Origin of the sequence: Paenibacillus sp. FSL E2-0151, from assembly GCF_037993015.1 — a bacterium.
Classification (GTDB): domain Bacteria; phylum Bacillota; class Bacilli; order Paenibacillales; family Paenibacillaceae; genus Paenibacillus; species Paenibacillus amylolyticus.
In genome coordinates this window covers 6,663,216-6,676,658 of sequence record NZ_CP150308.1, presented here as the reverse complement: position 1 = coordinate 6,676,658, position 13,443 = coordinate 6,663,216, and the positions used below count along the sequence as shown (strand labels likewise).

Annotated in this window: 15 protein-coding genes; 11 read left to right on the top strand and 4 right to left on the bottom strand. The window is 44.5% G+C overall.

Going from position 1 to position 13,443, the window contains the following annotated elements:
- Positions 1-5: 5 nt before the first annotated feature.
- The 4 genes from MHI55_RS29575 to MHI55_RS29560 all read right to left on the bottom strand — a co-directional run bounded on the left by MHI55_RS29575 (position 6) and on the right by MHI55_RS29560 (position 2,946).
- Positions 6-776 carry an ABC transporter permease gene (locus MHI55_RS29575; protein ID WP_076251831.1) on the bottom strand — a complete coding sequence of 257 codons (771 nt, stop codon included), beginning with the start codon at positions 774-776 and terminating at the stop codon, positions 6-8.
- Positions 777-785: 9 nt separating this feature from the next.
- The gene (locus MHI55_RS29570) at positions 786-1,580 is read right to left on the bottom strand and encodes an ABC transporter permease (protein ID WP_076251829.1); all 795 of its coding nucleotides are present in this window, start codon (positions 1,578-1,580) and stop codon (positions 786-788) included.
- Positions 1,577-2,305: an ATP-binding cassette domain-containing protein gene (locus tag MHI55_RS29565; RefSeq protein ID WP_076251826.1), complete on the bottom strand. Its 729-nt coding sequence runs from the start codon at positions 2,303-2,305 to the stop codon at positions 1,577-1,579. Before MHI55_RS29565 ends, MHI55_RS29570 begins: the two co-directional genes overlap by 4 nt.
- Positions 2,306-2,766: 461 nt before the next feature.
- Entirely contained in the window at positions 2,767-2,946 is a 180-nt protein-coding gene (locus MHI55_RS29560; RefSeq protein WP_064641713.1) for an FDLD family class I lanthipeptide, read from the bottom strand.
- A 428-nt stretch (positions 2,947-3,374) separates the two neighbouring features.
- Here MHI55_RS29560 and MHI55_RS29555 point away from each other — a divergent pair, with 428 nt between their 5' ends.
- From MHI55_RS29555 to MHI55_RS29505, 11 genes are all read left to right on the top strand, one after another.
- Positions 3,375-4,085: a response regulator transcription factor gene (locus MHI55_RS29555; RefSeq protein ID WP_339190745.1), complete on the top strand. Its 711-nt coding sequence runs from the start codon at positions 3,375-3,377 to the stop codon at positions 4,083-4,085.
- Entirely contained in the window at positions 4,082-5,587 is a 1,506-nt protein-coding gene (locus MHI55_RS29550; RefSeq protein ID WP_339190748.1) for a HAMP domain-containing sensor histidine kinase, read from the top strand. Before MHI55_RS29555 ends, MHI55_RS29550 begins: the two co-directional genes overlap by 4 nt.
- Positions 5,588-5,647: 60 nt before the next feature.
- Positions 5,648-6,754, top strand: a complete 1,107-nt coding sequence (locus tag MHI55_RS29545; RefSeq protein WP_076251820.1) for a hypothetical protein — start codon at positions 5,648-5,650, stop codon at positions 6,752-6,754.
- Between the two features lie 239 nt (positions 6,755-6,993).
- Positions 6,994-7,881 carry a rhodanese-related sulfurtransferase gene (locus tag MHI55_RS29540; protein WP_036606654.1) on the top strand — a complete coding sequence of 296 codons (888 nt, stop codon included), beginning with the start codon at positions 6,994-6,996 and terminating at the stop codon, positions 7,879-7,881.
- A gap of 12 nt (positions 7,882-7,893) precedes the next feature.
- Positions 7,894-8,541, top strand: coding sequence for a winged helix-turn-helix transcriptional regulator (locus tag MHI55_RS29535; protein ID WP_339190752.1), 648 nt, complete (start codon positions 7,894-7,896; stop codon positions 8,539-8,541).
- Positions 8,542-8,737: 196 nt separating this feature from the next.
- A complete protein-coding gene (locus MHI55_RS29530; protein WP_076251818.1) occupies positions 8,738-9,667 on the top strand; it encodes an Rpn family recombination-promoting nuclease/putative transposase in 930 nt (309 codons plus the stop codon).
- Positions 9,668-9,757: 90 nt separating this feature from the next.
- On the top strand, positions 9,758-9,910 hold the full coding sequence (locus MHI55_RS29525) for a phosphotransferase (protein ID WP_083684538.1): 153 nt from the start codon (positions 9,758-9,760) through the stop codon (positions 9,908-9,910).
- The gene (locus MHI55_RS29520) at positions 9,907-10,158 is read left to right on the top strand and encodes a hypothetical protein (protein WP_076251816.1); all 252 of its coding nucleotides are present in this window, start codon (positions 9,907-9,909) and stop codon (positions 10,156-10,158) included. The genes MHI55_RS29525 and MHI55_RS29520 overlap by 4 nt, the downstream gene beginning before the upstream one ends.
- A 337-nt stretch (positions 10,159-10,495) precedes the next feature.
- Positions 10,496-11,545, top strand: coding sequence for an ABC transporter substrate-binding protein (locus MHI55_RS29515; protein ID WP_076251814.1), 1,050 nt, complete (start codon positions 10,496-10,498; stop codon positions 11,543-11,545).
- Between the two features lie 133 nt (positions 11,546-11,678).
- Positions 11,679-12,599, top strand: coding sequence for an ABC transporter permease (locus MHI55_RS29510; RefSeq protein ID WP_017691724.1), 921 nt, complete (start codon positions 11,679-11,681; stop codon positions 12,597-12,599).
- Between the two features lie 2 nt (positions 12,600-12,601).
- A complete protein-coding gene (locus MHI55_RS29505; protein WP_076251812.1) occupies positions 12,602-13,396 on the top strand; it encodes an ABC transporter ATP-binding protein in 795 nt (264 codons plus the stop codon).
- Positions 13,397-13,443 lie beyond the last annotated feature (47 nt).

Genomic DNA, 13,443 nt, shown 5'->3' with positions numbered 1-13,443 from the left:
CCTTCTCATATTACTTTCCTTTGCCAACCCCAAAAACTGATTGTCCCAAAAAGAATGCTGGATCCAGTTAAATATAGCCAAAAACTGATTGAACCTCCTGATTGAAGAGAAAGCAAAATTGGACGAAAAGGGTCAAATAAAAAAACCAATTCTGTTGCTATATAATGATAAAGTACAATAGATAATCCAAAAATCACGAGAAAGGCTATGATTGGTCTTGAGATAAACACACAGATAGCACTACAGAATAGTAACTTAGCAAGACAGGTAAGTAGAAAAATACCATAAAATTTGATCGTATACCATTCTGCTGGTAACCTTCCTACTTCATTCTTAAAACCGTAAAGTGCTGCTGTATCGCTGCTGGAAAAAAAGGCTTTTGATCCAATCATAGAAATAATGTAAACAATTCCGATCCCAACAACAGTCGTTGCAGCCAACGCCAATAGTTTTCCCAGCCAAAGTTCGAACCGTCGGTATGGACGAAGTGCATACAATCTGTATGCGCCAGAATTCAATTCGCCACTTAACTGATCAATATAAAAAATAGGCAGCATTGCGGCCATCATTAATAATGACATTCCATCCATCATAAACCAGGGAGCGTTAAGATTGTTTAGCATAATACTGCCTTCTCCAAAACGAAATACTCCCTTTTGTGATGAGCTTAAACCCCAAATATTGAAAATAATTACAATTAAAAAAGAGGAGAATAGTACAATTTTAGACTTTTTTTTCCAGTCTCGTTCCAATTCACTAATCCATATGCCTAACATGTTTACCCCCTAATATAAGTAGTCACTTCTCACAAAGCGATGGTAGGCTCCCCACAGGAAAACAATAAGATGTACAACGACAACGGATAATATAGCCACAATTACACTCATATTTCCGTCTATAACTTCGTTCAAACCAGTATGTTGCAGAAAAGGTATCAAGGAATAGGTAATGCAGAGTTCTAATAGAGGAATGTCACTGAATAATGCCGCAAGTTGAATAACTGCACCGTCCAGTAACAATGATGCTAAAATGTAAAGCATACAGCCTCCGATAGCATATGTGACATTTTTGCTGTACATCGAAATACAAATAAACAAACTGGATATCCCCAAGAGTGAAACAAATGCAAACCCGTAATATACAAAAGTGTAGCTAAGAGCCTCAAGAGAATAATTCAGCAAACCATTTTCATTGAACTGAAAAAAATAACCAGTAACTATCAGACAAACTGCAAACAAGATGAGCATCAGAACAATACAAACACAAATCAATAATAGTTTGCTGAAAAAGATTTGCCTGCGGGTAAATTGACGAAGAAAAACATACCTCAACTGACCGCCTCTATATTCCTCGGTGAATATAGAAGCTGCAAATACAGCCATAATGATATCAACGGGAAAATACAAGTTATTTCGTAAACCTGTAAGAACAAATAGCTGAGATAGAGTATCATGATCAACTTGAAGCGTTTCAAAAAAACTAGCTGTCATATAAGCAAGACCAGGGATAGCCAAAACCAATAGCCATGTCCAACGTTTGGACCAAAGTCGTTCCCACTCACTATTGAATAACGTAATCATGCTCTCATTAACTCCACGAAAGCATCTTCTAACCTTTCGCCATCACGGATCAACTCGGCAGTAGGACCTTTCCAAATAACTTTTCCACTTTTTATGATTATTAATTCATCACACATCTGCTGGAGCTCATCCAGTAAATGGCTTGAGATAAAAAAAGCGTAGTTAAATTCGTTTCTCAAACTAAGGATGATATCTCTTAATGCTCTCATCCCCATGGGATCAAGACCGTTAGAGGGTTCATCTAGAAGTAGAAGTTTCGGGTTTCCTAGCAGTGCCTGAGCAATTCCCAAACGTTGCTTCATTCCAAGCGAGTACCCCTTAACTCGATCATTCGCTCTATCTCCCAACCCAACCCTTTCAAGCAACTCTTGAATATGATTTTCCCTATCAGATTTAGGCAGATCAGGATGAAGTCGTGCCAAATTGCGCAATACTTGCCTACCTGTCATATACTCGAAAAAAATGGGCGATTCTATAATTGCTCCCACCTGTGCCAATGCATTTTTTCGGTTTTTGTTTATTTCGTATGAATCTATCTTTACATGGCCATTACTTGGATGCATCAATCCTGTCATCATGCGCATCATCGTAGTTTTGCCTGCACCATTCGGGCCAATAAAACCATAAATTTTTCCTTTTTCCAAGTTGAACGAAGTATCTTGAATGATTTCACGTTTGCCTATCACTTTAGTTAGATTGTTGACTTCCATAACAATATCAGGCATTATGACCCTCCTTCTAGAGCGTTTCTTCAAATGGATTAAATGGTAATACATGAGATAATTATGTTAAATGCGTACAAGATACGAAATTCACTAGAGAAAATTGTGTCTAATTCAAGATTTGTCCACCTGAACGAAAACCACAAGGAGGACGTCTCGCAGCCATACCAGTCATTCCCAAAATAAAAAATCGCCAATTGATCCTAAAATATGATTGTGATATCTACAAAGAGTCATTGGGTGGAATGCTTCTTTATTAAAGTAAAGAGTTATCTTCGTTTGGAGAATCGTTATGATAAATTAACGTGTACATTCAAGTCTCTTTTTAGCTTTGGTGTCCATTATGGTGCAGCTTGCTTAAACTTGAAGACACGCTCTAGTAAAAAAATGTTGTTCAAAATAACAAGAAGAGACTTATTCAGTCTCTTCAAGTAGTTGAACGAAAAAATATGATTGTGAAAAAATTAACAAAGTGCTCCAATATTAGAGAAACATTTTACTCCTGCAGTAGGAGCGCAAGTATTGGCAGTTCTTGTTTGCTCTCCGCAACCACCAGTACAGTTCCAAATACTTAAAGCTTGTGGCTGAACTGTACCTTCTGATTTTTTAATTTGTACATCAAGATCAAAGATTCCTTTTTCCATTTTCGTTACACTCCTCTAATTTTTTTGAAAAATCGAATTATGTAATATCCTAGGTGATGTATGAAAAAATATAAAAAGATCGTCATCTTTCTATATATTCCATAAAAAAGTATTAACATAAAACAATGTAACATGAGGAAATAATAAAGTAAAGAATATAATTCCAAATATTGAATTTATATCAAATTAAGGATGATTATCATAAAACTAAATAGGGGATATGTGCACTTATTATACATTTAATACAATATTGGAATTATAATAAATATATATTCTTATAATCAAATATTTTACATAATTTAATTCTGGAAATCTAGTCAATAGTGAGTTTTTTAGCAGTAACGATTGATAGTGTTGGCGAATCCGTGACTCCTTGTTAACATAGATGCAGAAAGCGTTTGATGACATTACAGCAAAGGATGAATCCCATGAATAAAAAAGTGCTCGTGGTAGATGACGAATCAAGCATCGTCAGTGCCATTGCTTACGCGCTGCAGCGGGAAGGATATGAAGTAGATACTGCGAGTGACGGCGAAGAGGCCTTGGTCAAGGTCGCATCGTTTCACCCACAGGTCATGATTCTGGACGTGATGATGCCAAGGCTTGATGGATACGGCGTATGCCGCAGGCTGGAGGACCGCGAGGATATCGGCATTATTTTGCTGACCGTCAAAAATGATATCGTGGACAAAATCGTTGGCCTGGAAATGGGCGCCGATGATTACATGACCAAACCGTTCGAGATCCGTGAACTGCTTGCAAGGGTGAAAGCGCTCATGCGCCGTGTCGAGAAAAGTAGTCCACCACCTGACGATTCGAAGAATCAGGCCATCGTGAATGGCACACTGCGTATTCATGTTGCTCACCGCACGGTGACCGTGAATGAGGATAAGCTGGATCTGACACCAAAAGAGTTCGACTTGCTGACCATTCTCATGTCCAATCCTGAGCGCGTGTACACACGAGACGATCTGCTGGACCGGGTCTGGGGCATGGAGTATGCGGGTGGGACACGGACCGTAGACATTCACATCCAGCGTTTGCGCAAGAAAATTGGAGATACGGATCAGCAAAAATTGCAGACCGTATACGGGATTGGCTACAAAGCATCTGCACCTGAAACAGGCGGGGCCATATGAGAGTCAGCATCAAGCTGAAGTTCAGTGTTTTTCTGGCAGCATTACTTATCCTTACCGTGGTGGTGCTTAGTTCACTGGTCCTGCGCGGTATTGAACGCAATCAGCAGTCACAGATTGAAGGTATTTTATCACAGCAGACACGGCTGGTGAATCTGAATGTGCGACAGTCCTACTACACGGAGTCCGTTCATCTTGAACAGGAAGTCTTTTTACAACAAAACGGCCGCAGGCTTGCACAGGAACTGGCCAACTCTACCGGATTGCCAATTGCTCTCTATAATATGAAGGGCCAGCAAGTTGGCTCATCGATCAGTTCCGGGGAGAGTGCGATTGTTCAGGATACGCTCAACTATGCACTGCAAAATAAAATTGCCTATCATGAACAAGGGGATACCTTGCTCTACGCCGCACCACTGGACGGTCCGGATGGACAGATGGGTGCTGTATGGATGCAATATCCGGTCCAAAGCTATCATGAATTCTATACTCGCATCCTTCAATTGTTCATATGGGCAGGAATTACAGTTGTTGCGCTGAGCTTCATATTAGGTTATCTGTTCTACAATCGGTTTGCCGTTGCGATTACTCGGCTGAAAAAGTCCGCAGATTCCATTCGCGAAGGGAATTACATTACGGAGTCTCCTTTAAAGCGCAAGGATGAGTTGGGGGAGCTGGGGCAGGGCATCTATTATATGAGTACATCCATTCAGCAAAATATCACAGCCATGCATGCAGAGCAGCAGAAGCTGCAACTGGCGATTGAGAAACTTCAGGCGCTGGAACAGCAGCAGAAACAATATATCGGTAACATCAGTCATGAGTTCAAGACACCGCTGACATCGATCAAAGCTTATGTGGAGCTGCTCGACATGTATAAGGATGATCCGCAACTGCTTGATGATGCCACGAGTAACATTGGCAAAGAAACGGAGCGGCTGTACGAGATGGTCGAGAAAGTACTACATTTATCTGCTCTGGAGAAGTATGACTTCGAGAACCAGGCCGAAGATGTAGAGGTCAGCGCTCTGCTGAAGGATGCCTGTGGCCGGATGCGGGGGAAAGCCGAGAAATTTGGGCTGAACATGGAACTGGATCTTGAACCGGCGGTGATCCGCAGCGATCGGGAGAGTCTTATGCATATTTTCATCAACATGCTGGATAATGCCATCAAATATAACGTTCCGGATGGTGTGATCCGGGTGAAGAGTGAACTGCGGATGCAGGAGCGTCAAGCGATCATTCGCATCTATAACTCGGGTACGCCAATTCCGGCAGAGGCGCGGGAGAAGATTTTTGAACCCTTTTACACCGTGAACAAAGACAGAGCCAGAAAAACCGGTGGAACCGGACTGGGGCTATCTCTCGTGAAGCAGTTTGTTGAAAAACAGGGCGGTACAATCACCCTGCTGTCGAGTGATCCAGAAGATGGGGAAGGTGTGACGTTCCAGCTCATGTTCCCTTTGGCTGATTCAAGTTTACAAGTTCGAAACAAGTCTGAATAACTTTGGAAGTATGCGATGTATATGCTTGGTCTATAGCAAGAGAAACCAGGGGGGACCATCATGAATTGGAAACAAGCAGCTATGGGCACGTTCGGAGCCATTGCCCTGTTAACGACAGCGGCATGCGGGGGAACAACGGAGCCGGGGGGCAACGCACAAGGCGGGAAAACGGGCACGGATATTACGGTAAAAGATAATACCAACACGTCCGTGTATCAGAGCTTCAAGCTGGAGAAAATTGATAAATTGCCGAATATGCGCGGGATCGCATGGCTAAGTGATGATTGGATTGTATCCGACAAAGAGAACAAGTCCTTGAAACCCGTCACGGTTGAAGGCCAGGAAAGATACCCGCATAACTTATATATGTATGATCTGACGAAAGGTACAGACACGCCGCTCAAAGAAAGTGAAGCCAGTCTGGGTGCACCGCTGGTATCACCGGATGGTCAGTACCTGTTCTACCGCGAGCCGGAGGAAAATACGGGCAAAGGCTACTTCCTGAATCTGCATAACGGGGAGACAACCCCTGCTGGCAAGGAGGATGGATTTATCCAAGAGGGCGCGTGGCTGGATAATGAACATGTCGTTTTCCCTAATATGAAGGGTGATCTGATCTCGGCAAGTGTGGACGGTACAACAAAGGTACTGGTGGAAACAGGTAATTTCAATGTACGGAGTATCAAGGTGTCAGGCGATATGCTCTATTATATTACGGGCGAGGACGGCCAGTTGAATGCATACGATGCGAAGACGGGTGACGTAAAACAGGTGCTGAAGAGTGTGGAGTGGGTCATCCCATCTAATGATGGAACAAGGCTTGCGATTGTGAAAAGAACAGCGGATACCAAACGGGCGCTGGTGCTCACCGATCTGGAAGGCAATGAGAAGGCCACTCTCGCCAGAGGTACACAGGTTTTCGGCACAAGCTGGTCGGGTGATGATTCCAAGATTGCATACACCATCAATTCTGAGAATGATAATGAGAAAGGGCTATTTGTCTCCAACACGGAGTCGGCAGAACAGTTCCAGATCTCGGCTGATATGGACAACGCTTCTGACCCACTCGCCTGGAGCCCGAAAGGAAATAAAATCCTGTTATCGCAGGCGGTATTGGAGAATGAATCGTATCACTTTGTAACCTCGGTCATTACGATCTCGGAATAGGGTGAATGGTGCAGAAAGATATGTTCCATATCTTTCATGCCTTTCTATACATTTATATTGACTAAGCTGTTCCGCTTCCGATAAACTAGAATGCAGGAATAAAAATCGAATGTCAGGCAGCAGTTCGAGACGATGTTTCGGGCGGCTGTTTATTTTCTTTTTAACAGTAAGGGTGCAACGTAGTCGTCTTGCCGGATGATCCGGCTAATAACAACATGGAATAGGAACAGGTGATATACATGTGTAACAGCGCGTACCGCGTGCTTTTATATTATAAGTTCGTGAAGATTGAAGACCCCGAGACGTTTACACAAGAGCATCTGCAATACTGTAAGGACCTGGGTGTGAAAGGCCGTATTCTGATCGCATCCGAAGGCATCAACGGTACCGTATCCGGTACGCCTGAACAGACGGAACAGTACATGAAAGATATGCTGGCTAATCCGCTATTCAGCGACATGGTGTTCAAGATTGATGATGTCGAGGAGCATGCGTTCAAAAAAATCTTTGTTCGTCACAAAGCAGAGCTGGTAACCTTCCGTGTGGAAGATGAACTTGACCCAAATGTGACTAGCGGCAAACGCCTTTCGCCGAAAGAGTTCCATGAACATCTACAACGTGATGACGTTATCGTTATCGATGGTCGCAATGATTATGAATACGAAATTGGTCATTTCCGCGGGGCCATCCGTCCAGATGTGGAGTCGTTCCGTGAGTTTCCGGAGTGGATTCGGGAGAACCTGGGTGACATGAAGGACAAAACGATTATTACCTATTGCACTGGCGGCATTCGCTGCGAGAAGCTGACTGGGTTCATGATCAATGAAGGATTCCAGGATGTGGCTCAATTGGACGGCGGTATTGTCACGTACGGTAAAGATCCGGAAGTACAAGGCCATCTGTTCGATGGCAAGTGTTACGTGTTTGACGAGCGGATCTCTGTACCGATTAACCGGACAGAAGAAGATATCGTCATTGCCAGCTGTTATCACTGTGGAACGACACATGACCGATATATTAATTGTCCAACCTGCAACCTGCAGCATGTAAGCTGTGAGGATTGCGAAGAGACGCATAACCGCTTTTGCTCGGATGCCTGCCGGGAGGCAGCACCGGTACACGCATAAGCAGGAGAGCAGGTGCTGATCGTGAAGCGCGAAGAGGAACGAACGACGCGTGAACGGATTTTGTTCATGCTGAAGCAGCAAGGTACATTGACCACAAGGGAAATGACAGCTGATCTGGGTCTGACTGGCATGGCTATTCGCCGTCATCTGACGGCACTGGAGCAGGACGGCTGGATCGAGGTTCGGGAGGCCCGGGCTACGGCCGGACGTCCGTCCTCGGTGTACCAATTGACGGTACGCGGGGACAGCTTTTTTCCAAAATCATATTCGTCCCTTACGCTGGAACTTCTTGAAGAATTGTCTGACTCAGCCGGGAGCGGTGTGGTAGATGCATTGTTCGAGAGTCGCCGGGACAAGCTGCTTCGCAGCGGATTGCCACAGATGGAGGGCCAGGATCTGGCTGGACGGGTGGAGGAACTCGCTCGAATCCAGAATGCCAACGGATATATGGCGGATGCGTCTAGAGATGCAGATGGAACCTACGTCATTACGGAAATGAACTGCCCGATTGTGCAAGTCGCGAGTGTCTACAAGCAGGCTTGCCGCTGTGAACTGGAACTGTTTCGCTCGCTACTTCAAGCTGAGGTGGAGCGTACCGAATGTTACGCCGATGGCGGTAAAAGGTGCAAGTATGAGATTCGCGAAGCGTCGGGAAATTAACTGGTTTATACAAAGAGATTGTTTCGAATCATCGAAATAGTCTCTTTTTTTGATAAATAAATTACGTATAAACGCTATTTACGTATGGCGATGCGTGTTATAATGGAGCTAACATCCAGTGCATGTTCGCATCCTTATATTTGCTGATACTTCAGCAGATATATTCTGTTCATTTTGCGCGTAGGAGTGAATAATAATGACAGAGTTGCTTGATCCCAAGAACGATTATGTGTTCAAACGAATCTTTGGAAGTGAAGAGAATAAGGATGTTCTTCTGGCTTTTCTGAATCATACCTTCAAAAATGCAGGTGAATCTTTACTGACCGAGATTGTGTTAATCAACCCTTATCTGGACAAGGATACACCGAGAGATAAACAGTCCATACTGGACATACGGGCCAAAACAGATCAAGGTGAGCTAATCAATGTTGAAATGCAGTTGTTTAATCAGTATGATTTAGAGAAGAGGACTTTGTTCTATTGGGGTAAACAATATTCCGGACAATTACTTGAAGGACAGAGATATAGTCAACTCAAAAAATGCGTAGCGATCAACATTGTTAATTTCAAAATGCTCGCTAATGATCAGTACCACAACGTATTTCATTTAAGAGAAGACCATACTGATATTCCGTTGACGGATGTTATAGAGATTCATTTTATGGAAATACCAAAGCTGAATGATGAAAATATTCAAATAAAGGATGGATTGGTGCGTTGGCTGTTATTTCTGAAAGGAATGACTAAATCAAGCTGGGAGGCGTTAATGATGCACGAACCCGAACCGGCTTTGAAAAAAGCCATGAGTGTATTGGAGTTTCTGAGCCAGGATGAGCAAGCACGTCAACGATATATCGACCGTCAGAAATTTCTATGGGACGAAGCTTCCATGATTGAGGGCGCACGAGAAGAGGGTCTCAAGAAAGGCATGGAGGAAGGAATTCAAAAAGGAATCGAAAAAGGGATCAAAGAGGGAATCAAAGAAGGAATCAAAGAAGGTGAAGCTGAGAGCAAGCGGAAAATCGCAATGAATATGCTCACTTTAGGTCTTGATCAGGCTACTATTATTAAAGCTACCGGGCTAACACCATCTGAATTAGAAGAACTGCAAAAAGAAAAGGAATAAAGCACTCTGGAGCTATCCATTGATCGATATAAGGTGACCATACCCAAAGTACATTGGGAGGGATGCCTCTTTTTTTTGAAAATTTTAAATATGAAAAATCTCATGATGAAGCAGCAACTATGTCACGGTGATCCCAACCCGGGTAACATACTCCTTCGAGATCATGATACCGTTATTATTGACTGGAACAATGCTTCTACCGGAAATCCGGAAGCCGACTTGGGGCCGAATACATCATTATGATTCGATGCGCCATACTGCCCCCGCATCTGCCACATGAAGCGACGATTGCTCTTGATGTTACCAGAGAGGCCAGCATTCGCCTCTTTATGGAGGAGTATGAGAAGTTGTCCGGTATTGGCTATGCAGATATCGAACCCTGGATTGCGCCTGTTGCGGCACGCAAATTGATCGCGGATGCCGTATCGGAAGCGGAGAAAACAATGCTTGTGGACGAGATTAGAAGAAGACTTCATACTCCATTTTCATGAGTAGGACCTTATTTTGCTGTACCCATGGCGACCATCTACAGAACAATGTGGGTGGTTTTTAAGTTTTATGTAATGTTTTCTATCACAACCATACGATGAAAGTAAATTGGAAGCGGTTCAACCATTGACGGATATCGGGACGCCCCTTAATATTAGGGGAACAATAAAACACCAACACGGGTCATGGACTTCAGTCGCATGAGAAAAGTCTATATTTGTCTGCTTTTGTCGATCAAAGCAACAATGCGTTGAAGCGTTTGCTTTGTCCCGCCCTATCGTGTCAATGGAATTCGATAAGGGTAACCACATTTTATAAGATGGAGAGGGGTTCTCACACATGAAAAAGAAATTTTGGATGTCACTGATGATGGTTGCTTCAATGATCGTTGCGGCAGGTTGCGGAAATAACAGCGGTACAGGCTCGGAATCCGAAGGATCAGGGACTACAACAGGTGGAGGCAGTGAGGAAAAATCATATCAGATTTCCATCTCGCAGATTGTTGAACATCCATCTCTGGATGCTACACGTGAAGGTTTCATCGCAGCCCTGAAGGAAGCGGGCATTGAAGAGAACAAGAACCTCAAAATCGATTACAATAACGCACAAGGTGATTCGACGAACAACTTGTCCATTGCACAGAAAATCTCAGGTGATTCTAAAAATGATCTCGTACTCGGAATTGCAACACCATCTGCGCTGGCTCTGGCTCAACAAGTGAAGGACAAGCCATTGCTGTTCGCAGCGGTAACGGACCCACTGGGTGCCAAACTGGTGACCGATATGGATAAGCCGGGCGGCAATGTTACAGGTGCATCCGACACGAATCCGGAGGCTATTGTACAATTGGCTGACTTTATCGCTAAAAATCTGCCGGATGTGAAAACGGTTGGCTTGGTCATTAACGAAGGTGAACCAAATGCGGTGGTTATGGCAGATAACGCAGAAAAAGCGCTGGCAACACATAATATCAAGCTGGTGAAAGCACCAGTTACGAATACATCTGAAGTAAAACAGGCAACGGATTCTCTGGTTGGGAAAGTAGATGCCTTCTACATCACACTCGATAATTCCGTCGTGAGTGCGGTTGATACGATCATCCAAACGGCGAACAGTAATAAAATTCCGTTCTTCTCCAGTGATCGGGATACCGTTGAAAAAGGAGCTTTCGCAACGGTAGGCTTCAAATATTATGACCATGGATATCAGGTGGGTGAGATGGCCGCGGACATTCTGAAAAATGGTACAAAACCGGGTGATATGAAAGTCACCGTTCCGGACAAACTGGATCTGATCCTGAACCTGAAAGCGGCTGAAGCCCAAGGTATCACGGTTACGGATGAGATGAAAGCGGAAGTAAAAGATCAGGAAAACAACATTATTCAATAGAATCAATTCATAAATTTAATGAGTTATGAGATTGATTCAATAATCTGACCGGACAATAATCCGGCAGTATGGATGCGAGGCGAACGTGCAACGGGTTCGCCTCATTCTTTTCGATAGACAGGGAGGAAGTAGCGTGAGTATAAGCTGGAATTCAATTGAAGGAGCAATCGAGCTGGGGCTTTTATATGCACTGATGGCACTGGGTGTATATATTACGTTCCGCATACTCGATTTTCCTGACCTTACCGTAGACGGAAGTTTTACAACAGGAGGCGCAATCGCGGCGGTTATGATCTCCAATGACTTCTCTCCTTGGCTTGCCTGTTTGGCGGCAATGGCTGGCGGCATGGTAGCTGGGGCTTGTACAGGTCTGCTTCATACCAAAGGCAAAATCAACGGATTATTATCCGGGATTTTGATGATGATCGCGCTCTACTCCATTAATATGCGTATTCTTGGCGCACCGAATAAATCCATTATGGGCATGGACAATCCATTCTCGGGTGAACATGTCATGGTACTAATTATCATCGTGGTGCTGGTGTTTAAAATTATGCTCGATCTGTTCATGAAAACAGATGTTGGACTGGCACTCCGCGCGACAGGTGATAACAAACGTATGATTCGCAGCTTTGGTGCAAATACGGATGTGACTACTATTGTAGGTGTCAGCTTATCCAATGGATTGGTTGCCCTGTCTGGTGCATTCATTGCACAGCAATCAGGTTTTGCAGACATTACGATGGGCATCGGTATGATCGTTATTGGACTGGCCTCCGTCATTATCGGTGAGGCCATTCTTGGAGCAAGAACGGTCTTCTGGGCTACACTTGCAGCGATCGTTGGTTCAATTATATACCGGATTGTGGTCGCGCTTGCCCTTCAAGTGGAATGGTTTGATACATCTGATCTGAAGTTGATCACCGCGGTGATCGTCATTATTGCCCTTGTATTCCCTACTATGCAGCGCTCCATGAAGCAGCGTAGTCTGGCTCGCAAACGAACGGAAGAGTTGATGCGATCCGGGGGTCATCAGGCGAAGGGAGGTATGTGATCATGCTGGAGATTACGCAAGTAACCAAGCTGTTCAACCCAGGCACAGCGGATGAGAAGACCGCGCTAGTCGGTGTGAATCTGACAATGAATCCGGGAGACTTTGTGACGGTGATTGGCAGTAACGGAGCGGGTAAATCCACGCTGATGAACATCATTTCGGGTGTGATGAAGCCGGACATGGGTGATGTGCTGATCAATGACCGCTCCATTAAAAACCTGCCGGAGCATAAACGTAGCAGCTGGATTGGCAGGGTATTTCAGGACCCGATGGCAGGAACAGCACCACATATGTCCATTGAAGAGAATATGGCGATGGCATACAAACGTGGCAAAGGACGCGGACTAGGCTTCGGAGTTACCCGTGCCAGACGGGAGATTTTTAACACGCAACTGGAGAAGCTGGGAATTGGACTGGAGAAGCGTCCGAATGCAAAAGTGGGTCTCTTGTCTGGCGGGGAGCGCCAGGCACTCAGCCTGTTGATGGCGACCTTTACCCAGCCGCAAATTTTGCTATTGGATGAGCATACGGCAGCCCTTGACCCATCACGTGCCGAACTGATCACGGAACTGACGGAGACACTTGTGCGTGAGATGAGACTGACTACATTGATGGTGACGCACAATATGGAGCAGGCCATTCGTCTGGGTAACCGTCTGATCATGATGGACAAAGGCCGAATTATTCTGGATGTCAGCGAAGAGCGCAAGCGTACGTTAACTGTACCTGAGTTGCTTGGTGAATTCGAACGGATTAGCGGCAAAAAAATGGCAGATGATCGTGTCGTGCTGGGTTAAGACGAGGGAACACTTGTTCGTGGGTGCGGGAATCGGACAACATTTTT

What these genes read in the sequence shown, in the direction of transcription:
- MHI55_RS29550 (WP_339190748.1), top strand. Translation starts at nt 4,082, where the DNA reads ATGAGAGTCAGCATCAAGCTGAAGTTCAGTGTTTTTCTGGCAGCATTA.
- MHI55_RS29540 (WP_036606654.1), top strand. Translation starts at nt 6,994, where the DNA reads ATGTGTAACAGCGCGTACCGCGTGCTTTTATATTATAAGTTCGTGAAG.
- MHI55_RS29530 (WP_076251818.1), top strand. Translation starts at nt 8,738, where the DNA reads ATGACAGAGTTGCTTGATCCCAAGAACGATTATGTGTTCAAACGAATC.
- MHI55_RS29525 (WP_083684538.1), top strand. Translation starts at nt 9,758, where the DNA reads ATGAAAAATCTCATGATGAAGCAGCAACTATGTCACGGTGATCCCAAC.
- MHI55_RS29560 (WP_064641713.1), bottom strand. Translation starts at nt 2,946, where the DNA reads ATGGAAAAAGGAATCTTTGATCTTGATGTACAAATTAAAAAATCAGAA.
- MHI55_RS29565 (WP_076251826.1), bottom strand. Translation starts at nt 2,305, where the DNA reads ATGCCTGATATTGTTATGGAAGTCAACAATCTAACTAAAGTGATAGGC.
- MHI55_RS29505 (WP_076251812.1), top strand. Translation starts at nt 12,602, where the DNA reads ATGCTGGAGATTACGCAAGTAACCAAGCTGTTCAACCCAGGCACAGCG.
- MHI55_RS29570 (WP_076251829.1), bottom strand. Translation starts at nt 1,580, where the DNA reads ATGATTACGTTATTCAATAGTGAGTGGGAACGACTTTGGTCCAAACGT.
- MHI55_RS29545 (WP_076251820.1), top strand. Translation starts at nt 5,648, where the DNA reads ATGAATTGGAAACAAGCAGCTATGGGCACGTTCGGAGCCATTGCCCTG.
- MHI55_RS29575 (WP_076251831.1), bottom strand. Translation starts at nt 776, where the DNA reads ATGTTAGGCATATGGATTAGTGAATTGGAACGAGACTGGAAAAAAAAG.
- MHI55_RS29520 (WP_076251816.1), top strand. Translation starts at nt 9,907, where the DNA reads ATGATTCGATGCGCCATACTGCCCCCGCATCTGCCACATGAAGCGACG.
- MHI55_RS29515 (WP_076251814.1), top strand. Translation starts at nt 10,496, where the DNA reads ATGAAAAAGAAATTTTGGATGTCACTGATGATGGTTGCTTCAATGATC.
- MHI55_RS29555 (WP_339190745.1), top strand. Translation starts at nt 3,375, where the DNA reads ATGAATAAAAAAGTGCTCGTGGTAGATGACGAATCAAGCATCGTCAGT.